Source organism: Neisseria lisongii, from assembly GCF_028463985.1.
Classification (GTDB): domain Bacteria; phylum Pseudomonadota; class Gammaproteobacteria; order Burkholderiales; family Neisseriaceae; genus Neisseria; species Neisseria lisongii.
The window spans coordinates 573,253-594,555 of the sequence record NZ_CP116766.1 but is presented as its reverse complement, the minus strand read 5'-3'; the positions used below and the strand labels follow the sequence as shown (position 1 = coordinate 594,555).

At 50.7% G+C, this 21,303-nt stretch carries 24 protein-coding genes; 13 read left to right on the top strand and 11 right to left on the bottom strand.

Annotated features, from left to right (window positions below; genetic code table 11):
- Positions 1-4: 4 nt before the first annotated feature.
- The 11 genes from PJU73_RS02715 to PJU73_RS02670 form a co-directional block, all read right to left on the bottom strand.
- Complete coding sequence (locus PJU73_RS02715) at positions 5-544, bottom strand: REP-associated tyrosine transposase (protein WP_237090909.1); 540 nt, start codon at positions 542-544, stop codon at positions 5-7.
- Between the two features lie 123 nt (positions 545-667).
- On the bottom strand, positions 668-1,825 hold the full coding sequence (locus PJU73_RS02710; RefSeq protein WP_237090908.1) for a beta-ketoacyl-ACP synthase III: 1,158 nt from the start codon (positions 1,823-1,825) through the stop codon (positions 668-670).
- A gap of 5 nt (positions 1,826-1,830) precedes the next feature.
- Positions 1,831-3,675, bottom strand: a complete 1,845-nt coding sequence (locus PJU73_RS02705; RefSeq protein WP_272607553.1) for a tetratricopeptide repeat protein — start codon at positions 3,673-3,675, stop codon at positions 1,831-1,833.
- 23 nt (positions 3,676-3,698) lie between these two features.
- Positions 3,699-4,610: a dialkylrecorsinol condensing enzyme gene (locus PJU73_RS02700; RefSeq protein WP_237090906.1), complete on the bottom strand. Its 912-nt coding sequence runs from the start codon at positions 4,608-4,610 to the stop codon at positions 3,699-3,701.
- Between the two features lies 1 nt (position 4,611).
- Positions 4,612-5,847 (bottom strand): beta-ketoacyl-ACP synthase, encoded by a 1,236-nt coding sequence (locus tag PJU73_RS02695; protein ID WP_237090905.1) that lies wholly within the window; start codon positions 5,845-5,847, stop codon positions 4,612-4,614.
- Between the two features lie 35 nt (positions 5,848-5,882).
- Complete coding sequence (gene fabG, locus PJU73_RS02690; protein ID WP_237090904.1) at positions 5,883-6,620, bottom strand: 3-oxoacyl-ACP reductase FabG; 738 nt, start codon at positions 6,618-6,620, stop codon at positions 5,883-5,885.
- Positions 6,621-6,706: 86 nt separating this feature from the next.
- Entirely contained in the window at positions 6,707-7,198 is a 492-nt protein-coding gene (locus PJU73_RS02685) for a hotdog family protein (protein WP_237090903.1), read from the bottom strand.
- Positions 7,191-8,396: a beta-ketoacyl-ACP synthase gene (locus PJU73_RS02680; protein WP_237090902.1), complete on the bottom strand. Its 1,206-nt coding sequence runs from the start codon at positions 8,394-8,396 to the stop codon at positions 7,191-7,193. Before PJU73_RS02680 ends, PJU73_RS02685 begins: the two co-directional genes overlap by 8 nt.
- A complete protein-coding gene (locus PJU73_RS02675) occupies positions 8,397-8,810 on the bottom strand; it encodes a hypothetical protein (RefSeq protein ID WP_237090901.1) in 414 nt (137 codons plus the stop codon).
- On the bottom strand, positions 8,807-8,989 hold the full coding sequence (locus tag PJU73_RS09575) for a pentapeptide repeat-containing protein (protein ID WP_371871490.1): 183 nt from the start codon (positions 8,987-8,989) through the stop codon (positions 8,807-8,809). The genes PJU73_RS02675 and PJU73_RS09575 overlap by 4 nt, the downstream gene beginning before the upstream one ends.
- A gap of 180 nt (positions 8,990-9,169) precedes the next feature.
- On the bottom strand, positions 9,170-9,712 hold the full coding sequence (locus PJU73_RS02670; protein ID WP_237090900.1) for an excinuclease: 543 nt from the start codon (positions 9,710-9,712) through the stop codon (positions 9,170-9,172).
- Positions 9,713-10,042: 330 nt separating this feature from the next.
- Here PJU73_RS02670 and PJU73_RS02665 point away from each other — a divergent pair, with 330 nt between their 5' ends.
- The 13 genes from PJU73_RS02665 (at position 10,043) to PJU73_RS02605 (ending at position 21,262) form a co-directional block, all read left to right on the top strand.
- Positions 10,043-10,693, top strand: coding sequence for a 4'-phosphopantetheinyl transferase family protein (locus PJU73_RS02665; protein WP_237090899.1), 651 nt, complete (start codon positions 10,043-10,045; stop codon positions 10,691-10,693).
- 112 nt (positions 10,694-10,805) lie between these two features.
- The gene (locus PJU73_RS02660; RefSeq protein ID WP_237090898.1) at positions 10,806-11,522 is read left to right on the top strand and encodes a beta-ketoacyl synthase chain length factor; all 717 of its coding nucleotides are present in this window, start codon (positions 10,806-10,808) and stop codon (positions 11,520-11,522) included.
- A complete protein-coding gene (locus tag PJU73_RS02655) occupies positions 11,504-12,277 on the top strand; it encodes a lysophospholipid acyltransferase family protein (protein ID WP_371871491.1) in 774 nt (257 codons plus the stop codon). The genes PJU73_RS02660 and PJU73_RS02655 overlap by 19 nt, the downstream gene beginning before the upstream one ends.
- A gap of 70 nt (positions 12,278-12,347) precedes the next feature.
- The gene (locus tag PJU73_RS02650) at positions 12,348-12,608 is read left to right on the top strand and encodes a phosphopantetheine-binding protein (protein ID WP_237090896.1); all 261 of its coding nucleotides are present in this window, start codon (positions 12,348-12,350) and stop codon (positions 12,606-12,608) included.
- Between the two features lie 4 nt (positions 12,609-12,612).
- On the top strand, positions 12,613-12,870 hold the full coding sequence (locus tag PJU73_RS02645) for an acyl carrier protein (protein ID WP_237090895.1): 258 nt from the start codon (positions 12,613-12,615) through the stop codon (positions 12,868-12,870).
- Positions 12,863-13,408 carry a COG4648 family protein gene (locus PJU73_RS02640; protein WP_237090894.1) on the top strand — a complete coding sequence of 182 codons (546 nt, stop codon included), beginning with the start codon at positions 12,863-12,865 and terminating at the stop codon, positions 13,406-13,408. The genes PJU73_RS02645 and PJU73_RS02640 overlap by 8 nt, the downstream gene beginning before the upstream one ends.
- Positions 13,405-14,121, top strand: coding sequence for a glycosyltransferase family 2 protein (locus PJU73_RS02635; RefSeq protein WP_237090893.1), 717 nt, complete (start codon positions 13,405-13,407; stop codon positions 14,119-14,121). Before PJU73_RS02640 ends, PJU73_RS02635 begins: the two co-directional genes overlap by 4 nt.
- Complete coding sequence (locus PJU73_RS02630) at positions 14,118-15,044, top strand: lysophospholipid acyltransferase family protein (protein WP_272607550.1); 927 nt, start codon at positions 14,118-14,120, stop codon at positions 15,042-15,044. The genes PJU73_RS02635 and PJU73_RS02630 overlap by 4 nt, the downstream gene beginning before the upstream one ends.
- Before the next feature lie 106 nt (positions 15,045-15,150).
- Positions 15,151-15,597, top strand: coding sequence for an acyl-CoA thioesterase (locus PJU73_RS02625; RefSeq protein ID WP_237090891.1), 447 nt, complete (start codon positions 15,151-15,153; stop codon positions 15,595-15,597).
- 68 nt (positions 15,598-15,665) lie between these two features.
- Positions 15,666-16,262 (top strand): LolA family protein, encoded by a 597-nt coding sequence (locus PJU73_RS02620; RefSeq protein WP_237090890.1) that lies wholly within the window; start codon positions 15,666-15,668, stop codon positions 16,260-16,262.
- A gap of 1 nt (position 16,263) precedes the next feature.
- The gene (locus tag PJU73_RS02615) at positions 16,264-17,874 is read left to right on the top strand and encodes an ApeI family dehydratase (protein ID WP_237090889.1); all 1,611 of its coding nucleotides are present in this window, start codon (positions 16,264-16,266) and stop codon (positions 17,872-17,874) included.
- A 4-nt stretch (positions 17,875-17,878) separates the two neighbouring features.
- Positions 17,879-20,143: an MMPL family transporter gene (locus PJU73_RS02610; protein ID WP_237090888.1), complete on the top strand. Its 2,265-nt coding sequence runs from the start codon at positions 17,879-17,881 to the stop codon at positions 20,141-20,143.
- A gap of 282 nt (positions 20,144-20,425) precedes the next feature.
- Positions 20,426-21,262: a shikimate dehydrogenase family protein gene (locus PJU73_RS02605; protein WP_237090887.1), complete on the top strand. Its 837-nt coding sequence runs from the start codon at positions 20,426-20,428 to the stop codon at positions 21,260-21,262.
- Positions 21,263-21,303 lie beyond the last annotated feature (41 nt).

Below are 21,303 nucleotides of genomic sequence, written 5' to 3'. Positions count from 1 at the left end.
TACTCTACTCTTGATATAAATTTTGTATTCTAATGGGAATATTACTTCCCCAATCTTTTTCAAAAATACCTTTTTCAACATCTCGATGAAATGAAGAATACAACCAACTTTTTACATTCTGAACATAACCATGTTTCACAGGATTATAATAAATATAATCAATATGTTTGGATAAATCTTCGTCATCTTTAATTCGATGCTCCCAAAATCTTCTTTGCCAAATACCTAATTCACCTCGTTTTTCTCTACTTTGGTTAAAATTACCCTGACATTCTTTGGGCAACCTTTTACTGAAATTTGTTTTTAGCACCTGAATTCGACGAGAAAAATTATTATCCTTTTCAGGAAGTTGCATTATTAAATGAAGGTGTTCGGGTAAAATGCAAATTGCTATGGTTTCAAAAGGATAATGATATAGCGTTTCTTGATAGGCTTCACGCAATTTATCAATATAGCGGACAAGGAAATCTTTAGTGCGATCTTGTAATGCGATAGTAAAAAAATATACACCACCTTGCACAAAATCACGCCGATAATTTGGCATTATTTCCTCCGTAACGTAATATCGTTCATTATTGAAATGATTAATTTTCCTAATTCGTAGGGTGAATGTAAACGCACCGTTTGTATCATCAATTTTATGGTGCGTTTACACGCACCCTACCGATTAAGACTGTCCATTCACTACCTCTAACAACATAAAGCAGGAAGAAAAACGTCCGCTTTCTGGTACATAGCACAGCACTTTTTGCCCTGTTTGCAGTGGGAATGTGCGACTAAATTCGTCCAAAATAATGTAAATGGACGCTGAACCTGTGTTGCCTTTTTCACGCAAGTTGGTAAACCATTTGCTTTGCGGAATGACAAAATCAATGTTTTCCAACCCTGACAATAGCTTATCTCGGAAAAATTCAGAAGAATAGTGCGGTAAGAAATAATCAATTTCTTGTGGCTTAAGATCGTATTTTTGCACAAGCCGTTGCAAGGCTTTTTCTACGGTGTAGCGGACGATATTTTCGTTCAATAATTTGACATCTTGTTTAATCGCCATAGCACTACGCTGTTCCCGTTTTTCAGACGGCATTGCTTTCCAACTGATAAACTGCCCGTCTTCAATTTCCGCCCCAGCGTACATACACACTGGCATTTCGTTGGCATAGGAAATCAGTTCAATCCAGTGAATTTTAAAACTGAACCCCGTGGCATTCGGGCGGTTGCTCAGTTGCACCGCACCTGCACCGTCTGAAAGCATCCAACGCAGAAAATCTTTTTCAAAGGCAATTTCTGGTTTGGCGTTATCCAGCTGTTTTTGTGCCACTTCTGAACGGAAATTTTCGCTCCGCATAATGGCGGACGCACATTCGGATGCCACGGCTACGGCGGTTTGATGCTCGCCAGTACGAATGGCATTAAAGGCTTGTTTCATCGCCCCCATTCCTGCCACGCACACGCCCGCCACGCTGATTACTTCGCACGACGGGGCGTTCGGAATAAGCCCTTGCACCATCACGCCCTGCCCCGGCAAAATTTGGTCGGGGTAAGACGTACCGCAGGCTAAAAAATCAATTTGTTGCGGATCCAGCCCTTGTGCAATCAGCCCTTTAATGGCTTCTACCGCAAGCTCGGTACTGGTATGGGTTGCTTGGCGGTTGTCGGGATTGATGGCGTAATAGCGGTGCTGAATGCCGTTGGAACGCAAAATCATTTTCCGCACACGGGACGGCACATCGCCGACCATACCCAATACGCCTTCCATTTCGTCGTTGGAAACAGGGTTATTCGGTAAGAAGGTTGAAATTCGGTTTAAATAAACTTCAAATAACATAAATTTTATTTTGGACAATTAATTGGTAAAGTAGATTGAGATACTTTAATTCCAGAGTACTCTTTATTAATTTTATGAGCAAACGTTTCATTTTTATGCTTATTAGGTGTTTTCTCAAAATTTGTACCTAAAATAATTTCTCCAATGTATTGTGAAATATCTTTATACTCTAGATATAAAGCATTATATTCTTCACAGAATTTAACATTTTTAGAAGTAATTTTTTCTACTTTTAGTATTCTAAACTCTTCTTCATCTATAAATGAAATATCTTTGAATAAATAACGTATATATTCTAATTCTCTTTTATATTTCATCTCATTTTTCATCTCATTTTTCATCTCATTTTTTAGTTTATTAAAGAATTCATTGAGCTTTTCAATTCTAAATTGTGAGATATTATCGTCATCACCTAAACTCGGTAACTTAATAGGTTTATCTCCAAAATCTGATATATAAGCAACCTGATATAAAGGTAATTCTAATTCTTTAACTTCCGAATTCTGTATAGAACCTTCTAAGTTATCATTTAAAAAAGACTTGCTAGGATCTAGTTCAGTAACCCACTTACTCAATTTTTTCATTACAATACAGCATCCTGAAGCTTCTATATTATTCTCTTTTCCATATAATCTAAATTGATTGAGATTATTGCTTCGCTTAGAAAAACAAGTGAAAAATGCAACACTACTACTGGATATTTCATATTTTTTTTCAAAGGAATTAGTATTTATATCTAAATGTTTATATAAAACTTTTCCTTCTGAGATATCATTCATATACGTACTACTATTTAAACGCATTTTGCTTTTTTCCTTACCATTTATTCCCAATAATATATTAACAACATTACTATTAGTATAGTGAGAAATACTTTCATCTAATTCAATAGGATCAATGGTTAATATTGATAATATATCAATAATACTTTCATTACTTATGTTCCCCATAGAAATTTTTATGATTTCTTTTTTGTTCTTTAAATATTCCTCTAGTTTATTTTTATCCCCTAGCTCATTTTTATTTTTGTAACTTTTATAAAAAGTATGCCCAATAAGACGTTTGCTAAAAATTACCCTCTTGATATTATTTATTTCTTTTGCATATTCTTCCGACTTTTTAAAATATTTTCTTGCCTCATCAAAATTTTCTTTTCTAAAATAACAGACACCTAACCAGTTTTCAGCTATACATAATTTATCTATACGTTTTTTATTATCTTGAATTTGTTGTGCATATGCTTCCGATTTCTCAAAATGTTTTATTGCTTCATCAAATTTTTCTTTTCTAAAATAACAGTTACCTAACCAATGAGCAGCTATGCGTAATTCATCTATACGTTTTTTATTATCTTGAATTTGTTGTGCATATGCTTCCGATTTCTCAAAATGTTTTATTGCTTCATCAAATTTTTCTTTTCTAAAATAACAGTTACCTAACCAGTTTTCAGCTATACATAATTTATCTATACGTTTTTTATTATCTTGAATTTGTTGTGCATATGCTTCCGATTTCTCAAAATGTTTTATTGCTTCATCAAATTTTTCTTTTCTAAAATAACAGTTACCTAACCAATGAGCAGCTATGCGTAATTCATCTATACGTTTTTTATTATCTTGAATTTGTTGTGCATATGCTTCCGATTTCTCAAAATGTTTTATTGCTTCATCAAATTTTTCTTTTCTAAGATAACACCGCCCTAACCAGTGAGTTGCGATATTTAAGTTTATAATATGTTCTTGTTTATTTTGTTCTTTTTCTAAATATGCTTGATATTGCTGGAATAGTCCTATAGCCTTATCATAATTTTTTTGTTCAAATTGTTTCTTGGCTTCTTGAAAAATACTCATTTTTTATTTACTCCTAAAATACTTTATTCCCCACTTGGCTCGGCAAAATAACGTTTTTGCTTGTCCAGTTTATGCTGTATCAAGGGTTTTAATAGGCGTTTAAGCAAGGCTGAAATCGGCACGACGGTTAAAATCATTGCAATTAAAAACACCACATACACATAAAGCATTATGGTGCGAAAACTCGGAAAAAATCGCCCGCTCTTTATCAGGATTTTGCCCCAAATATGAAAACTTCTTGCCCCGACTTTTTCGCTCATCATCAGTTTTTCATCAATTTTAACCGCCCCCATTCCTTGAAATAAGGTGCGATCAAGCGGTCGGTTTTGTGCAAAAAATTGCAATAATTGTTTGCCGAAACGTTGCATATCGGCGATGTCTTCTTCCGCAATGCCCGCAGTTGGTAACCAATTCACCGCCTGTTTTTTGCCAGTGAGCATCCATAAAGGCGTGGTGATAAAGCTCGCCCAGTCGTTGCATTGATCCACTTTCACCACATTGCCGATCAGGTTTGCCTGACAGTCCGTCAGCAATTTTTTCATTTTTTCTTGGGCTTGTAGCCACATATTACGACACCCGATCAGGGTGATAACGGGCGTATTTTTCAGGATTTTTTTAGCCTGCCCACTTTGTAAAAAAGCGGTGATCGGTTGCGATGGCGATAAAAACCAAACGCTGTAGGCGATTACAACCAGATCGTATTGTTCCTGTGCTAAAGCAAACTCTGCCAATGGCTCAGGCTGTAAATGCACGGTTTCAGGAAAGGTGTTGAAAAATCGTTGAAACGACCACGGAAACGGATAATCTTGCTGTGGTTTAAGTGGCAAATGTTCCAGCAAAATATCCGCTCTGTTTTGCAGGGGCGAAATAAACGATTGTGCAAGGCGGGTCAGTTGCCCTGTTTGAGAATAAGACACCAGCAGAATTTTTTTCATCTTAGCCCTGCCAACGTTTGAAAATCAATGACGTATTTACCCCGCCAAAAGCGAAGTTGTTATTCATCACATAATCGGTCTGAATCTGTTTGCCGTCGCCACGAATGTAGTCCAGCTTGCCACAACGTTCGTCAATGTTATCCAAATTCAAGGTTGGGGCGAACCAGCCGTCCCGCATCATTTCAATGCTGAACCAACTTTCCAACGCCCCGCACGCCCCGAGCGTATGCCCTAAATAACTTTTTTGCGAGCTGATCGGCATTGATGAACCAAATACCGCTTCAGTCGCTTGGGTTTCGGCAATATCGCCCTGTTCCGTTGCTGTGCCGTGTCCGTTGACATAGCCGATTTGTTCAGGCTGAATGCCCGCATCTTGGATCGCTAATTCCATACAGCGTTGCATCGTTTCTTTTTGCGGGCGGGTAACGTGGCTACCGTCTGAATTTGCACCATAGCCCACGATTTCGGCAATGATATTTGCCCCACGGGCAAGGGCGTGTTCTAGTTCTTCCAGAACCATCATGCACGCTCCCTCGCCGATGACCAAGCCGTCCCGACTGCTGTCGTATGGGCGGGGCGTGGTTTCAGGCTGCTCATTGCGTCGGCTGGCGGCATACAGGCTGTCAAACACCACCACTTGCGAAGCGTTTAATTCTTCTGAACCGCCTGCCAGCATCATGGGGATTTTGCCGTATTTAATCGCTTCATAGGCATAGCCGATGCCTTGGCTGCCCGATGTGCAGGCGCTAGATGTGGGGATCACCCGGCCGGTTAGGCCGAAGAAAATGGCGACGTTGGCGGCGGTGGTATGCGGCATCATGCGCACATAAGTGTTGGCATTAAAACGGTTGGGCAACTGCGACATCAGCAAGCCGACATCTAAAATATCCGCCGGGCTGCCGCTGGACGAGCCTGCCGCCACGCCTATTCTGCCGTCTTTAATCGACTCGTCGTTTAATAATCCTGCCTGCTGCAAAGCCTGTTCGGCGGCATCCACGCAGTATTGCGCCACTTTACCCATGCTGCGCAGCTGTTTGCGCGTCCAATGCTTCGGGGCGGTATATTCTTCGGCCAACGGGGCGGCAAGATAGGCTTCCAATTCGCCGAATGCCTGATATTCGGGCATAAAGCGGACGGCACTTTGTTTGGCCGCCAAAGCGGTTTTGACCTCTGCCCATGTCCGGCCGAATGCCGATAATGCGCCCACGCCGGTAATCACAACTCGTTTTGTCTGCATATTTTCCCTTTATCTTGATTTTCAGACGGCCTGATTCAGCACAATCCGCCATTAACGGCCAGCACTTGGCGGGTGATATACGCTGCCTGTTCACTCATCAGAAAGCGTATGGCGTGCGCCACTTCTTCGGGTTTGCCCATACGCTGCGCCGGTATCATTTTCAGGATTTCTTCCACCGGAATATTGTCGTCAATCATATCGGTATCAATTAAACCGGGGGCAACGCAGTTTACCGTGATTTTGCGTTTTGCCAACTCCAGCGCCAAGGCTTTTGCGGCACCGATAATACCGGCTTTGGAAGCGCTGTAATTCACCTGCCCCCGATTGCCGATCAGCCCCGACACCGATGCCACGCACACAATCCGCCCTGCCGCACGGCGGCGGATCATCGGCATCATTACCGGGTGCAATACATTGTAAAAACCGTCGAGATTGGTACGCAATACGCCGTCCCAATCTTCATCGCTCAAAGCGGGAAAGGCGTTGTCCCGTGTCAATCCCGCATTCAGCACCACGCCGTAATAAGCGCCGTGCTGCTCGATGTCTGCGGTGAGAATTTCACGACAGGCGGCACGGTCGGCAACGTCAAACTGCAAAATCCGGCTGTTGCTGCCCAAGGCTTTCAGCGTTTCGGCAACTGCTTCTGCTTCGTCACGGCGGCTGCGGCAATGCACCACGATATCGTAACCGTCTTCCGCCAGCGCCAGCGCCGCTGCTTTACCGATGCCCCGGTTTGAGCCGGTGATTAAAATGCTTGGTTTGCTGCTTGTCATATCCTTGTCCTCTGCCGATGCCGTCTGAAAATACGGTTTTCAGACGGCATTCGATTTCACTTTGCCTGCCACACTGCAGGCCGGTTTTATGATGCCAATAATTGATTTAAATCTGCTTCATGCTTGGGCGCATACACATTCATTGCGCCGCTGACCAATACAGTATCCGCCGCCAAATCGTCCAACGGCTCTCTGCAGCGCAGTTCGCAATCGAATACGCCCATGCCCGAATCGTCCTGCCACGATTGTTGCACCCAAACTGCGAGCTTGGTGCCGACCGGAATATCAGGCCGTCTGAAAATCAGTTTTCTCGAACCGAGCAAAAAGCCCAAACGCACTGCTTCGCCCTTATCCAAAGCGTGCGCCCCCGCCCATGCGCCTATGCCCTGCGCCATGATTTCCGCCGCCAGATAAGCAGGCAAGGCCTGCGCACCGTCGGGCAACAGAATATGGTCGGACGTAATCTCGGCATGGGCGAGCAGGCTGTGTTCGTCATACGACACCACCCGCTCCAACAGCATCATTTTTCCGCTGTGCGGCAACAGGCGTTCGGGCGATATAATCGGGCATTCAGGCATCGGCCTCTTCTCCTATAATCAACACGGCATTGTTGCCGCCGAAAGCAAACGAACTGCTGGCACCGATACGCCGGCCTGCGGGCCAGCAGCTGCCGGTGTCGCTCAACATGATTTCAGGCAATTCTTCGTCACGAACGCCGTCCCACAACTGCGGCGGCAATATTCCGCCCTCATTCCATTTTCGGGACACCACCGCCCATAAAAATGCCGCCTCCAACGCCCCCGCTGCACCTAGCGTATGTCCGGTCAGCGGTTTGGTTGAAGTTACCGCCGTCTGCATACCGAATACTTCGGCAACAGCACGGCTCTCCATGCGGTCGTTATGGCGAGTTCCCGTGCCGTGGGCATTAATCCAAGCGATTTGATCGGGGTTTAAAGCGGCGTGCTGTAAAGACTGTTTGAAGGCGGCGATTGCGCCCACGCCGTCAGGGTGCGGCGACGACATATGATAAGCGTCGCTGCTTGCGCCATAGCCCAAGAGCGGCAAACTGTCGGGCTGCTTGTCCCGTGTCGCCACAAACACCGCCGCCGCTTCGCCGATATTGATGCCGTTGCGGTTGGCGGAAAACGGATTGGCTAGGCCGTCTGAAAGTACTTCCAAAGCATGAAAACCGTTAATCGTCAGTGGCGACAGGGTATCGACCCCGCCGCAAATCACGGCATCGCATACGCCTGCGTTCAACAATCTGGCGGCACTGATTAACGCCCGTGCGCCCGAAGTACACGCCGTTGAAACGCCATATGCCAAGCCTGACAGACCGTACACCTGCCGGATAAAATCAGCAGGATCGGAATGCAGCTGCGCCTGTTGGTTAAACGCAACAGTAGGCGTTTCACCGTAGGCAAGCTGCCGGAAAAGCGGAATATTTTCATCTGCGCCGCTGACCGATGTACCGATAATCACGGCAATGCGTTCCGCTCCGTAAACCTGTTTCGCCTGCATAATCTGCGGCTCGATTTGTTCCAAGGCGTGCCACAATAATTGGTTGTTGCGGCTGCGGTGGGCGGCGGCGGTGTGTTCGGCAAACGGGCGCAAGGTTTCCCGTACTGCGCCAAAGGCAAAATTTTTTCCCTGCACCCACGTATCGTTGGTTTGCAGCAGCGTCTGCGCCGGCGGATTGAGCAAGGCCCGGATATGCGCTTCCATACCGCAGCCGGCGGCGGAAATCATCGCAGGTTGTTGTAGATAAATCGGCATTTATGCTCCTTCCGGATCGGCAATCGGCGTAATCCGCCAGCTGTGGTTCGGATCGGAATGTATGGTTTGAGGCCGTCTGAAATCCTGTTTCAACAGCGGGAACATTGCCGTAAACAGTTTTTTCGCCGCCCGGTTCGGCGGTGCAAAACCGTCTGCCTGCCAGCCCCGACTGTTTGCCGACAGCCTTGCCTGCGGCGCACCGAACGCATCGGTCATCACCCAGCGGCTTGAGCCGTCTTCACTGCCCTGTACGCTCAACAGGCTGGTTTGCACGGTATTGCCCTGAGTGTCTAATTTGTCCACTTGAAACCACAGCGCCTGCTGCGGCGGCAATTCGGGCAAATCCTGCGCACGAAATCCGGCACAGGCGCTCAAGACACACAGACACAGTGCATATAGAAAAGGTTTGTTCATGATTTGCATGATTTGACTGTCCCACTCCGGCCTGATTTGTTTGAACGAAATCTGCGGTTTTCGCTTCGCTGAAACTTACTTTTTATTGTTTTAGCTTTGCTGAAATTCACTTCGCTCATTTTAGCTTCGCTGAAACTCGCTTTACTCATTTTAGCTTCGCTGAAATTCACTTCGTTCATTTTCAGACGGCATCAGGCGGTTTGTCTGCAATTTCTTTGAAATATGGCGGACAGCCCGAACCAATCGCCGCCGAAGATAAAACGGAGGCAAAGTGGTTCGGGCTGTATGGCGGAAATGCCAGATTTCCCATATAGCGCAGCCCGTTTTTCAGAAAAAAGCAGCTTTCGCTATATGCAGAATCAGCGGGCGATGTCGCCTTTCATCACGACACGGCCGTGGAATGTGCCGACTTCACATTCGTATTGGCCGCCGCGCAACGGTTTACGGTCGTAATAGCTGTAGAAATTGCTCACTCGACGGCCGCCGTGTTGCAGGGTAACGGCTTGGAATTTTTTCGCTGCATTGATGAAGGCACGTTCGCAGGTCTCTTCATCAGTATGGCCGACACGGTTGGCCGCCTGACGGGTAATCAGACCGGCCTTCAGGGCTGCGCCTGAAGCGCCGAACGAAATCGGTACGTTGCTGTCGAGCAGCGCTTGAGCTTGGGAAGAACGCAATACGGCTTGGCCGTTGCAGCGGTACACCACTTTGCGGCCGGCACCGGCGGTATCGCCCTGAATCAGGGTACAGTTGCCAACACCTGCGGAAGATTTGCCCGCAGCAGTTTTTGCAGCAGGTTGAGCGGAAGCATTATCCGCTTGAGACGGTTGTGAATTGCTCTGACAGGCGCTCAAACCCAAAACGGCAACGGCCGCCAACGGAAGCATTTTTTGGATCAACATGGTTTCTCTCCTATAATCAAAATAGTTTCACATACAGCAAAAACGTTGTTTTTCCCAATCAAGCGGCGCAACAGAGCCGCATGGAAGAGGCATAAAATCAGTGGGTTTAATTCAAAAGAGGACAAGGCGGCGAGCCGCAGACAGTACAGGTAGTACGGCAAGGTGAGCCAACGCCGTAATCTTTTGAAGTGAACCCGCTATAACACAGAAAGACACAAGGCGGTGCTGTAGATTTCTGTGTTGTTCCACTCGGTTTTTGCTGTAAATTCTGTTGCCTTCTCAAATAAGACACTTCATTATAATCGTATCACTTACCGATATGGTAAAAATATGCGGAATATTTTAGATTTTTATTATGCCGGTCCCGACCTCGCCGGCCGCTACCGCCCCGATACGCTCGATGGCAACGATTTGCTGCGCCTGCAGCAACATCCAATATTATCCCGACAAACCGACTGGCTGGTCAGCCGTGCGCTGAAAGCCGCCATACGGCAACAGCACACACTTTCAGACGGCGTGTTGAGCCACAGCAACGGCTGCGCCGTTTACCTTACCTGCAATGTTCCAAATCAAATCGGTGTGGACTTGGAACAAGTCAAACCGAGAAATTTTGCCGCATGGCACGATATTCTGCACGCCGACGAGCAACACTGGCTGCAACTGCACAGCAACAGCCCTGAAAATTATCATGTATTGTGGTGTTTGAAAGAAGCACTGATTAAAGCCGCCAACGGCGAATGGGCGGACTTGGCCGCAGTCGGTCTGCGTTACCGCAAGCGCCGCTGGCTGCTGCAGGCGGGCGGGCAAACGGATTGGCAGGGAAGTGTTTGGCTGCTCGATTGTTTTCTGCTTGCCTGCGTTCACAAAGATGCCGCCGACTACCGTTTCCACGGCTTCGGCGCATGGGCAGAGCAGTTGCCGCAACAATATTGCACGTTTTCAGACGGCCTTGTCTGTTTTCCCAATGCCGCTCAACCATAAATCATGCAGATTCATGCAGCAAGGCTGTACCGGTTTGGATTGAATCCGCTATACTTAAACAAAATTAACCAAACTGGTATAATCCTAACCGTTTATCACTTTTATTAGCACAATGAGCATTTCTTTCCGAATTACCCGCTGGCATGCCGCTTCCGCCCGCCTGAATACGCCCGAACACTGGCAGGCTTGGGCGAAGGGTGAACTTGATGCCGCCACCTTGCCCGAAAGCCGCCCCGATTTGGCGTTTTTACCCGCTATCCAGCGGCGGCGTTTGAGTCCGGCGGCACGCCTGATGTTTGATGCAGCCCATCAGGTAACGGAAGGCGTGCATTGTCCGACTGTTTTGGTGTCGCACGACGGCGAACTCAACCGCAGTTTCGATTTATGGCAAACCCTGCTGAAAGAACACAGCGTGTCGCCGACCTCGTTCGGGCTGTCGGTGCATAATGCGCTGGTCGGCCAATGGTCGATGCTGCAGGGCGACACCAGCGAACACACCGCCCTTGCCGCCCGTGAAAGCGGCTGGGAACTGGCATTTCTCGAAGCCGCAGCCATGCTGGAAGAAGGCTGCGACCGGGTGTTGGTATTGGCGGTCGATTACCCTTTGGCAAACGATATTCCCGTCGCTTGCCGCCGTGCGCCGTTTCCCTATGCCGTCGCCGCTCTGATTGAAGCAGGCAACGGTTGGACGCTCGAACGCCGCAACCCCGCCGGACAAAACGGCGATTATTGGGGCGCATTGCAGTGGGCAAAACAGATGTGGGCAGGTCAGACCGATTTTTGCAACCCTTATACCGATCACGCATGGCAATGGCACACTACACCTTAGACCAATACCGCAGACTGCTGGCCACCGCCGTAGGCTTTGCCCTGTTCGGCGTATTCGGCGTATTGTTCAAAATCATTCTGTTGCCCTATATCCGCTTTTCAGACGGCAGCCTGAAAAGCCAACTCGCCGCCCGCCGCTTGGTTACCGCCTCATGGCGTTGGTTTACCCGCTATCTGACCGGAGCCGGCATTGTCGAAGCCCATTTCCACGGTTTTGAACGTTTGGGCAAACCGGGCCAGCTGATTTTGGCCAACCACCCTTCATTGCTTGACGTGGTGTTTATCCTCAGCCGGGTTCCGGAAGCCAACTGCGTAGTCAAAACCGATTTGCAGCACAACCCCGCCATGAGCAGCCAGATTCGTGCCTGCGGCTATGTTCCCAATCAGGAAAATCTGGATTTTGTCGATGTGATAGACGGCATTTTGCGCAAAGAGTGTCTGCTGATTTTTCCCGAAGGCACACGCACCGGCGCAGACGGCAAAATCACCTTTCACCGAGGCGCTGTCTCCCTCGGCCTGCGCAGCGCAAAAGTAATTACGCCGGTGGTGGTCAAAATGTCGCCGCCCAATTATAAAAAAGGCCAGCCTTGGTATAAAATCCCCAAACAAAAGCCGGTGTATCACTTTATCGTCGGCGACGACATCGACCCGCAAAGCCGCCTGAACGAAAAACCGTTGCCGATTGCCGCCCGCCGCCTGAACGACGAATTGCAGGCCTATTTCAACCGGCATACTTCGGAACACGAGGCCGTCTGAAAATGCCTGTGTGATGAATTACCGGTTACATCTGATACTTAATAACCACACCTAAAAAAGAAAGCCCGTTATGGAAGAACTGAAACTCGAACTGAAAAAACTCATCATCAACAGTCTGGACTTGGAAGACTTAAGCCCCGAAGACATTGCCGACGAAGCGCCGCTGTTCGGCGACGACGGCTTGGGGCTGGACAGCGTAGATGCGCTGGAACTGGGTCTGGCCGTACAAAAACACTTCGGTTTCCAAATGGACAAGGAAAACCAAGAATTGCGCGAACACTTTGCCAATGTTGCCACATTGGCCGGTTTCATTCAAAAAATCAAAGGATAACGCTATGACCGAACAACAAATCCGCCAAGTTTTATTCGATGCTTTGGAAAACCTGTTTGAAATCGACATCAGCCGTGTTTCCGGCAATACCAATCTGTATGAAGATTTGGAAATCGACAGCATCGATGCCATCGATTTGATCGACCATATCAAACGCACCACCGGCCACAAACTTCAAGCCGAAGATTTCCGCAACGTGCGCACGGTGGACGATGTCGTTCAGGCCGTATTGAAAAAAGTACAGCAACAGGCTGATGAATAAACAGACCGCCAATCTGCTGCTGACCCTTGCCAGCATCGGCTATCCGCTGCTGTGGTATTTCGGCAGCAATCGAGGCTGGGCGGTTTGGCTCGCAGCGGCGATGGCTGTTTTGTGGGCGCTGCGTGCCGTGTTGCAGCAAGGGCTGCAGCGCCGGATTGCCGCCGCTTTATCGGCATTTTTCGTCTGCATACTGATTTTCAGACGGCCTGACAGCTTGTATTGGTATCCGGTTTGGATCAACGGCATGATGTTGGCGGTATTCGGTGGCAGTCTGTTTGCCCGACAATCCGCCATCGAGCGACTCGCCCGTCTGCAAACGCCCGACCTACCGCCCTCGGCCGTTGCCTATACCCGCAAAGTAACCGTTATCTGGTGCATTTTTTTCGCCGCCAACGGCACAACCGCCGCCCTTTTGGCAATATCCGGCCAATACGGCTGGTGGGCGCTCTACACCGGTGTGATTGCCTATATTCTGATGGGCATACTGCTGGGCGGCGAATGGCTGTATCGGAAATTTTTACTGAAAGTCGAAACATGAAACTGGTCGCCGTTGTGCCGCATTACCGCCACATCACCACATTACCGCAAGTGATTGCCGCCCTGAAGCAGCATGGTTTGCCGGTGATGGTGGTGGACGACGGCTCGGGCGAATCGTTCCAAAGCACGCTGCAGCAGATTTGTGCGCAGGAAGATGTGCAGCTTTTCGCCCTTCCGAGCAACGGCGGCAAAGGCCATGCCATGAAATACGGTATGCAGGAAGCCGCCGCCCAAGGCTTCAGCCACGTCCTGCAAATCGATGCCGATGCCCAACACTGTTTCACCGATATTCCCGAATTAATCCGCCTCAGCGCCACAACGCCCGCCGCTACCGTCTGCGGCCGCCCGATTTACGGCAACGATGCGCCCAAAGCCCGTTTGTACGGCCGGAAAATTACCGATTTTTGGAACGTTGTCCATACTTGGTCGTTCCACATCAAAGACGGCATGTGCGGCTTCAGAATCTACCCGCTTGCCGAAAGCTGCGGCATTATCCGGGACAGCCATATCGGCGATCGCATGGATTTTGACAACGAAATTTTAATCCACCTTTATTGGCGCAATGTGCCGATTATCTGGCACGACACGCCCGTTTGCTATCAAGCAGACGGCATTTCCCATTTCCGTGCATGGAAAGACAATCTGATGATCAGCAAAATGCACACCCGCCTGTTTTTCAAAATGCTCAAATGGCGGCTGGGATTGAAGCCATGAATGCGGAACACTGGGCCAGCCAAAACGAGCGGGGGCATAAATTTTTCCTGAAGCTCACCGCATGGATGGTGCGCTTTTTGCCGCCCCCGCTGATGCGGATTGCCACCGCCGCAGTCTGCAGCTATTTCTACCTCACCGCCGCCCGGCAACGCCGCTGTATCCGCAACTACCAACAGCGTTTGGCCGCTGCTTTTCCCAATGCCGCCATGCCGTCTTTCCTACCTGTTTACCGGCAATTTCTTGCCTTTGGCGAAGCGATTGCCGACCGTTTTGCCGTTTGGCAACACAAAATCCGTTACAGCGATTTGGTGTTGGACGACAGCGACAATCTGTATCAGGACATCCGCACACACCACGCCCGAGGCCAGATTTTAATCTGTTCGCACTTGGGCAATATCGAAATCTGTCGAGCGCTGGTCGGCCACCATACCGGCTTTAAAATGAATGTGTTGGTACACAGCCGCCACGCCCAAGCCTTCAATCAAGCCTTGAAAGAAGCCGGTGCGAGCGACATCAATCTGATTCAGGTGGAAGATTTGGACGCAGCCGCCATGCTGTCGCTCGCCAACCGTCTCGATGCCGGTGAATGGCTCGCCGTTGCCGCCGACCGTGTTCCCGTCCGAGGCGAAAAAACCGTGTCTGTCGATTTTTTAGGACACCCCGCCCGCCTGCCGCAGGGTGCATGGTTGATGGCGCATTTGCTGAAAGCCAAAACCAACACTGTTTTCGTACTCAAAAAACAGGGACGCTACCATTTGATTTTGCGGCGTTTTGCCGATGTACCGAACTGGAAACGCAGCGAACGCAACGAGCAGATTGCCCTGCAGGTGCAGCGTTATGCCGACGAACTTGCCGCCCGTGCTGCCGATGTGCCGCTGCAATGGTTTAATTTTTATGATTTTTGGGCGGATTCCGAAACTTAAGGCCGTCTGAAAATATCTAATTGGCTCAAGCATTGCCGCTTTTCAGACGGCCTGCGCCACGCTCGGCTATAATAGCGTGAACCCACGATAAACCCATCGAAACCCTATGAAGAAAAAACACATCTATTGCCGCCACAGCCTGAATCTGGAGATTCCGTTTTTCGATGTGGACAGCCTGATGATTGTCTGGCACGGCCACTACGTCAAATATTTCGAGCAGGCACGCTGCGCCTTTTTATCCGCCCTCGGCCACGATTACACCGTGATGCGGGAAACCGGTTTTGCCTATCCCGTGGTCAAGCTCGACATCAAATATGTCAAACCCGCCACCTTCGGACAACACATCTGCGTCAATCTTGCCGTGGTAGAATTTGAAAGCTGCCTGCGGATAGAATACACCATTACCGATGAGCGCAGCGGCGCAACCTTAACCCGTGCGTCCACCACGCAGGTTGCCGTGCGTATCGACAACGGCGAAATGCAGTTTCAAACGCCGGACGCTTTCCAAAACGCCATACGGCAATACCCCGGTTTTCAGACGGCCTCCGCCTGAATTCAGGCCGTCTGAAAAACGAGTGAAGCAAGTTTCTGCAACGCCGTCTTACCGATTGGAGAACCATCATGCCGAATATCCGAACCGCCGCCCTGTCCCTGCTGCTTGCCGCCATGCCGGCATGGGCGCTGACACCGGCGGAAATCACCGCCCGTCTGCAAGGCCCCGAAACCGTACAGGGGCAATTTGTCCAACAACGTTTCATCAAATCCCTTGCCAAACCGATGCAGACCCAAGGCCGTTTTGCCCTGAAAAAACGCACCGGCCTGTTTTGGCACATTCAAAAACCGCTCGACCTGCAGCTGCGTGTCCGCGAACAGGGCATCGCCCAATGGGACGCTGCCGCCCGTATCTGGCGCAACAGCAGCCAAAGCGGGCAAGCCGCCCAAGTCAAACTGTTTATGGCGGTATTGGGCGGCGACACCGGCGAATTGGGCAAACAGTTCACCATCAGCGCCAACGGCAATCCCAACCAATGGCGTATGCAGCTGACCCCGAAAACTGCCGTGATGAAACAGATTTTCCAAGACATCACCATTCAGGGCGGCGCAGTCGTGCAGCAAATCGAATTGCGTGAAAAACAGGGCGACCGCACGGTGATGATCTTCAGCCAAACCCAAACCGACCAACCCCTTTCTGCCGCCGCCGGCAACGCTTTCAAATAATATGTGGATCAATACCCTGCTCAACCAAGCCGGACACCATGCCCTACGCCGCCGGATCAACGCCTGCGCCGAAACCTTGCAAGGCTGCCGCAGCGTGGCATTATGGTTTCAAGACAGCCGCAAATTTACCGCCGCCCTGTTTGCCGCATGGCAAGCCGGTGCCGAAGTGTGGCTGATTCCCGGCCCCAAAGCGCAGCATTGGGCGCAACAGGCCGATGTGTGGCTGTCTGACTGTCTACCCGAAAGGCCGTCTGAAAACCGCAATCATCGTTTGTTCGACCACCTTCCCGAACCTGACAAACGCCACGACACCCCGCTGCATCTTCCCGAACACGCCCGCCTGCTGCTGCAGACTTCCGGTTCGGGTGGTGAAGCCAAAACCGTGGTCAAAACCTGTGCGCAAATGTGTTGCGAAGCCGAAACCGTGGCCGCCATATTGCCGCAGGAATGGCAAAACTTGCCCGTTTATGCCGGCGTTTCGCCGCAACACCTTTACGGGCTGACCTTCCGGATTTTCGTTGCCCTGAAAATGGCGTGGCAAGACCGGGGCAACTGCACATATCCCGAAGAATTTACCGCCGCCGCACAAACACCCTGTGTGTGGCTGACCAGTCCGACCGTTTTAAACCGTTTCGACGGCCCCCGCAACTGGCCGCAGCTTCAGCAAAACGTTAAAGGCATCATCAGCGCCGGCGGTATGCTTCCGCCGCAAACCCAAGCCCTGTTTGAAGCACACGGTTTGAGCATTTTCGATGTGTACGGCAGCAGCGAAACCGGTGTAACCGCTTGGCGCAGCGGCGGAAAAACGCACACCCTGTTTCCGAACGTCGCCGCCCGCTGCGATGAAGACAAACGCCTGCATATTCTTTCGCCGTGGAGCAGCGGCGAGCAGGCACTTGCCGATACCGCCGATGTAGAAGGCAACCGTTTGGTATTGCACGGCAGAGCCGACCGTATCGTCAAGCTGGCCGACAAACGCATTTCGCTGCACACGCCCGAACACCTGTTATTGGCGCACGAATACATTGCCGATGCCCACTGCACGCTGCACCGGGGGCGGATTGCCGTTTGGGCGGCACTCAACGAAGTCGGTATCCACTATTTATGCGAACACGGCCGCACGGCGCTGACCGCACTGCTGCGCCAAACACTGGCAGACGCTCTGGAAAAAACCGCCCTACCGAGATATTGGCGCTTTGCCGCCCACACACTTCCCCGTAATGCACAGGCCAAAATCCGTGCCGCCGATGTCGAAGCCGTTTTGGCGGCATTGCCACACAGCCCCGACTGGCAACAGACGGCTCACCAAGACAACGAATGGCATTTTACCGGCACAGTGCCGCTGGATTTGCGCTATTTCAACGGACACTTTGCCCGTTTTCCCTTAGTTCCCGGCGTGGTACAAATTCAATGGGTAATGTCGCTGGCGGCACAATTTGACTGGGCAACAGCGCCGGTGATTCAGGTGGAAAACCTGAAATACCAGCACTTTATCCGTCCCAATGATGAAGTGTCGCTGCAACTGCGATGGGATGCCGATAAACGGAAAATCTATTTTTCTCTGAGCGTTTCCGAGCGTAAATGCGCTTCCGGACGCATGGTATTGGGCTGACATCATGAACCTGCGGACGGCACTTTATCTCTCCATCTGTTTGCTGATGGCCGTGTTTTTGGGCATACAGTTTACGCAACACGCCCCGCTGCAAACGCAGCTGACTGCGCTGTTACCGCAGGAAACCGCCGCCGACCCCGTCTTTCAGGCAGCAGAGCAGGCGCAGGAAGCCGAACTGAATCAGAATATTGTGATTGCCGTCGGTTCGTCTGACAGCGAAACCGCTTTTCAGACGGCCTCGCAGCTTGCCGACACTTGGCAGCAAAGCGGCCTGTTTCAAAAAATCGACAGCAAAATCGAACCGGATTTGGCACAACTGCGCCAATCCGTCCGTTTATTGGGCGCAGCCGTCTTACCGGAGGCCCAACTCAAGCAAATCAGGCAGCAGCCGCAACACTATTTTGCCGAACGTGCCGAAGCGGTATTAAATCCGTTTGCTGCGCAACTTTTGCCCTTGGAAGCAGACTGGCTGGGCTTTTCCCGCTTTATCAACAAACAGCCGCCGGGTTCGCCGCAATGGCACAGCGGACACGCCATGCTGTACAGCGAAGAAAACGGCATCACTTGGGTTTGGCTACGTGCCAAACTGGCCGATAATGCCCCCAATCCCGCCCTGTTGACACTCTGGCAGGAAAGCAAGACCGCCGCCGAACAAAACGGTTACCACTTTGCCGCCGCAGGCGGCGCACTGTTTGCCGCCGATGCCAAACAGTCGGCAGAACGGGAAAGCTCATGGATGTCGGCAGCCGGACTGATATTAACGTTTCTGCTGCTAGGAACGGTATTCCGTTCCGTCAAAACCGCCGCCCTGCTGCTACCGCTGGGCTTGGGCATATTGTGGGGACTGGCGGCCACGATTGCCGTATGCGGCGAAATCCACGCCCTGACTTTGGTGATCGGTACCAGCCTGATCGGTGTTTTGGTCGACTTCCCGCTGCATTGGCTCGCCCCCTCGCTGTTTCCCAATTCTCAACCGTGGAACGGCAGACACACCATGCGGCAGGTTTTGCCCGGTTTTGCCGTCAGCTTCGGCATTACGGCGCTGGGCTATCTGCTGCTGTGGTTCACCCCGTTGCCGATTCTGCAGCAAACCGCCGTCTTTTCAGTAGCAGCGCTCGCCGGTTCGTTTTCGGCAACCGTTTTTCTGCTACCGGCACTGTTTCACCGTTACCGTGCCAAACCCGTACCGTTTGCCCGCCTGACGGCACGCTTTGCCGACAGGCTTCCTGCGTTAAAATGGCGTTATATCCTGCTACCGCTTGCCTGCTTGAGCCTGTCGGGAATATTCAAACTGCAATGGCAGGACGACATCCGCAGCTGGATGGTGCTGCGTCCCGATTTGCTCGCCGACAGCCGCCAAATCGCCCGCCTCAGCGGCATGGAACACAGCCAAACCGTACTGCTCACCGCACCCGATACCGATACCCTGCTGAAACAAAACAGACAGTTGGAAACCCGGCTACGGCAACACAATCTCGCCGAAATCCAATCGCTCAACCAATGGATTTTGCCGACAGACGAACAAATCCAGCTGCGGCAACGTTTCGCCGAACTGGCGGCGCAACCCGAAATCTATGCCCCGCTGACCGACATCGGTGTGCCCAAACACGAAATTCAGACGGCCTTAACCGCCGCCGCCCAAGCCGCCCCCGTCTCTCTGGCAGAGAGCCTAAACACGCCGCAGGGCGAAGCCTTCCGCAGCCTGTATTTGGGCAACATCAACGGCCGCCATGCCTCACTTGCCCGCCTGCATCATGTCCGCAACCCCGCCGCCCTCGCCGCAGCCTTGCCTGACGGTGCCGTATTACTCGACAAACCGGCGCAGCTCAACCGCCAATTTGCCCAAACCCGCAATCAGGCCGCATGGCTGAAACTGGCATCATTTGTCTTCGCATGGGCGGTATTGTGGTACATCTTCGGCAAACGTCGGGGAACACTCATGCTTGCTGTACCGACTCTGGCCGTTATCGGCACACTGGGGCTGCTGGGCTGGCTGCAGATTCCCGTCAGCCTGTTTGCCGTATTCGGCATGCTGCTGGCCGCCGCCATAGGCGCAGACTACGCCGTCTATGCCGTAACCGCCCCCGAACACACCGCCGCCCGCATTGCCGGCATCACCCTCGCCGCCCTGACCACCGGCATTTCCTTTATCCTGCTCGCAGGCAGCGCCACCCCCGCCGTCGCCGCCTTCGGCATCAGCGTATCTTGCGGCGTAGTGTTCAACTGGCTCGCCGCCGTCTGGCTGATACAAAAATTCCCGCACGATTAAACACTGCTTTATAAGCGGATTATTTTCATGCCGTCTGAAATTTTTCAGACGGCATGAATCACTTTTTTCAGCAGAAACTCTCTTCCGCTGCATTGATTTCATAGCAGAATATGCCATTATTTCAGTATAAATCAGCAAAACCACCATAAAACCAGACACACTCTGCTAAAATCCGGCAAGGTTATTTCAAAAACTTGTAAATAAATGTAACCCTGCATTACACTTTCCGGCGCTTGGCTATTCCATGCCGTCTGAAAACACACGCTTCACAGGAGAATCTTCATGAACATCAACGGCTCGACCAAAGTGATTGCCCATATCGGCTACCCGACGCAAACGTTCAAATCGCCGATGATTTACAACCCCTATTTTGAAGCCGCCGGTATCAATGCGCTAGTGGTACCGTTTTCTTCACAAGCGACTGTTTATCCCGAATTTTTACGCAGCATATTCAGTTGCGGCAACGTGATCGGCGCATTGATTACCATGCCGCACAAGGTTACCACCATCGGTTTGGTCGAACGTCTCTCGCCGACTGCACAAATCGCCGGTTCTTGCAACGCAGTGCGACTGGGTGCTGACGGCAAACTCGAAGGCGATATGTTCGATGGCGAAGGCTTTGTACGCAGCGTGCGCCGCAAAGGTTTTACGCCGCAAGGCAAGGCTGCTTTGGTGGTCGGCTGCGGCGGGGTCGGCTGCGCCATTGCTGCTTCGTTGGCCGAAGCCGGTGTGGCACGCTTGGCCGTTTGCGATTTAAATGCTGCTTCCGCCGAAGCCTTGGCAGGCCGTCTGAAAAACCATTATCCCGATTTGATTGTCGAGACTGGCAGCAACGATCCTGACGGTTTCGATTTGGTGGTCAATGCCACGCCGCTGGGCATGTATGAACATGATCCGATGCCGATGGATGTTGCCCGCATTTCGCCGCAGGCTTATGTCGGCGATGTGGTGCTGCAGGGCGAAACCACGGCTTTTTTAGCTGCTGTCAAAGCCAAAGGCTGCACAGTACAAATCGGTACCGATATGCTGTTTGAACAGATTCCGGTTTATCTGGAATATTTCGGCTTGCCGACCACCACCGCCGAACACTTGCGCCAAGTGGCAAAAATCCAATATTGATTGTTCCAAAGAATTTCAGACGGCCTAGGCCATTTCGCAGG

Bases quoted from the DNA above. Each gene is read 5' to 3' on its own strand.
- PJU73_RS02635 (WP_237090893.1), top strand. From the start codon at position 13,405: ATGAAACTGGTCGCCGTTGTGCCGCATTACCGCCACATCACCACATTA.
- PJU73_RS02640 (WP_237090894.1), top strand. From the start codon at position 12,863: ATGAATAAACAGACCGCCAATCTGCTGCTGACCCTTGCCAGCATCGGC.
- PJU73_RS02670 (WP_237090900.1), bottom strand. From the start codon at position 9,712: ATGTTGATCCAAAAAATGCTTCCGTTGGCGGCCGTTGCCGTTTTGGGT.
- PJU73_RS02665 (WP_237090899.1), top strand. From the start codon at position 10,043: ATGCGGAATATTTTAGATTTTTATTATGCCGGTCCCGACCTCGCCGGC.
- PJU73_RS02615 (WP_237090889.1), top strand. From the start codon at position 16,264: ATGTGGATCAATACCCTGCTCAACCAAGCCGGACACCATGCCCTACGC.
- PJU73_RS09575 (WP_371871490.1), bottom strand. From the start codon at position 8,989: ATGAACGAAGTGAATTTCAGCGAAGCTAAAATGAGTAAAGCGAGTTTC.
- fabG (WP_237090904.1), bottom strand. From the start codon at position 6,620: ATGACAAGCAGCAAACCAAGCATTTTAATCACCGGCTCAAACCGGGGC.
- PJU73_RS02680 (WP_237090902.1), bottom strand. From the start codon at position 8,396: ATGCCGATTTATCTACAACAACCTGCGATGATTTCCGCCGCCGGCTGC.
- PJU73_RS02685 (WP_237090903.1), bottom strand. From the start codon at position 7,198: ATGCCTGAATGCCCGATTATATCGCCCGAACGCCTGTTGCCGCACAGC.
- PJU73_RS02700 (WP_237090906.1), bottom strand. From the start codon at position 4,610: ATGAAAAAAATTCTGCTGGTGTCTTATTCTCAAACAGGGCAACTGACC.
- PJU73_RS02705 (WP_272607553.1), bottom strand. From the start codon at position 3,675: ATGAGTATTTTTCAAGAAGCCAAGAAACAATTTGAACAAAAAAATTAT.
- PJU73_RS02605 (WP_237090887.1), top strand. From the start codon at position 20,426: ATGAACATCAACGGCTCGACCAAAGTGATTGCCCATATCGGCTACCCG.
- PJU73_RS02675 (WP_237090901.1), bottom strand. From the start codon at position 8,810: ATGAACAAACCTTTTCTATATGCACTGTGTCTGTGTGTCTTGAGCGCC.
- PJU73_RS02710 (WP_237090908.1), bottom strand. From the start codon at position 1,825: ATGTTATTTGAAGTTTATTTAAACCGAATTTCAACCTTCTTACCGAAT.
- PJU73_RS02660 (WP_237090898.1), top strand. From the start codon at position 10,806: ATGAGCATTTCTTTCCGAATTACCCGCTGGCATGCCGCTTCCGCCCGC.
- PJU73_RS02610 (WP_237090888.1), top strand. From the start codon at position 17,879: ATGAACCTGCGGACGGCACTTTATCTCTCCATCTGTTTGCTGATGGCC.
- PJU73_RS02695 (WP_237090905.1), bottom strand. From the start codon at position 5,847: ATGCAGACAAAACGAGTTGTGATTACCGGCGTGGGCGCATTATCGGCA.
- PJU73_RS02620 (WP_237090890.1), top strand. From the start codon at position 15,666: ATGCCGAATATCCGAACCGCCGCCCTGTCCCTGCTGCTTGCCGCCATG.
- PJU73_RS02655 (WP_371871491.1), top strand. From the start codon at position 11,504: ATGGCACACTACACCTTAGACCAATACCGCAGACTGCTGGCCACCGCC.
- PJU73_RS02645 (WP_237090895.1), top strand. From the start codon at position 12,613: ATGACCGAACAACAAATCCGCCAAGTTTTATTCGATGCTTTGGAAAAC.
- PJU73_RS02715 (WP_237090909.1), bottom strand. From the start codon at position 544: ATGCCAAATTATCGGCGTGATTTTGTGCAAGGTGGTGTATATTTTTTT.
- PJU73_RS02650 (WP_237090896.1), top strand. From the start codon at position 12,348: ATGGAAGAACTGAAACTCGAACTGAAAAAACTCATCATCAACAGTCTG.
- PJU73_RS02625 (WP_237090891.1), top strand. From the start codon at position 15,151: ATGAAGAAAAAACACATCTATTGCCGCCACAGCCTGAATCTGGAGATT.
- PJU73_RS02630 (WP_272607550.1), top strand. From the start codon at position 14,118: ATGAATGCGGAACACTGGGCCAGCCAAAACGAGCGGGGGCATAAATTT.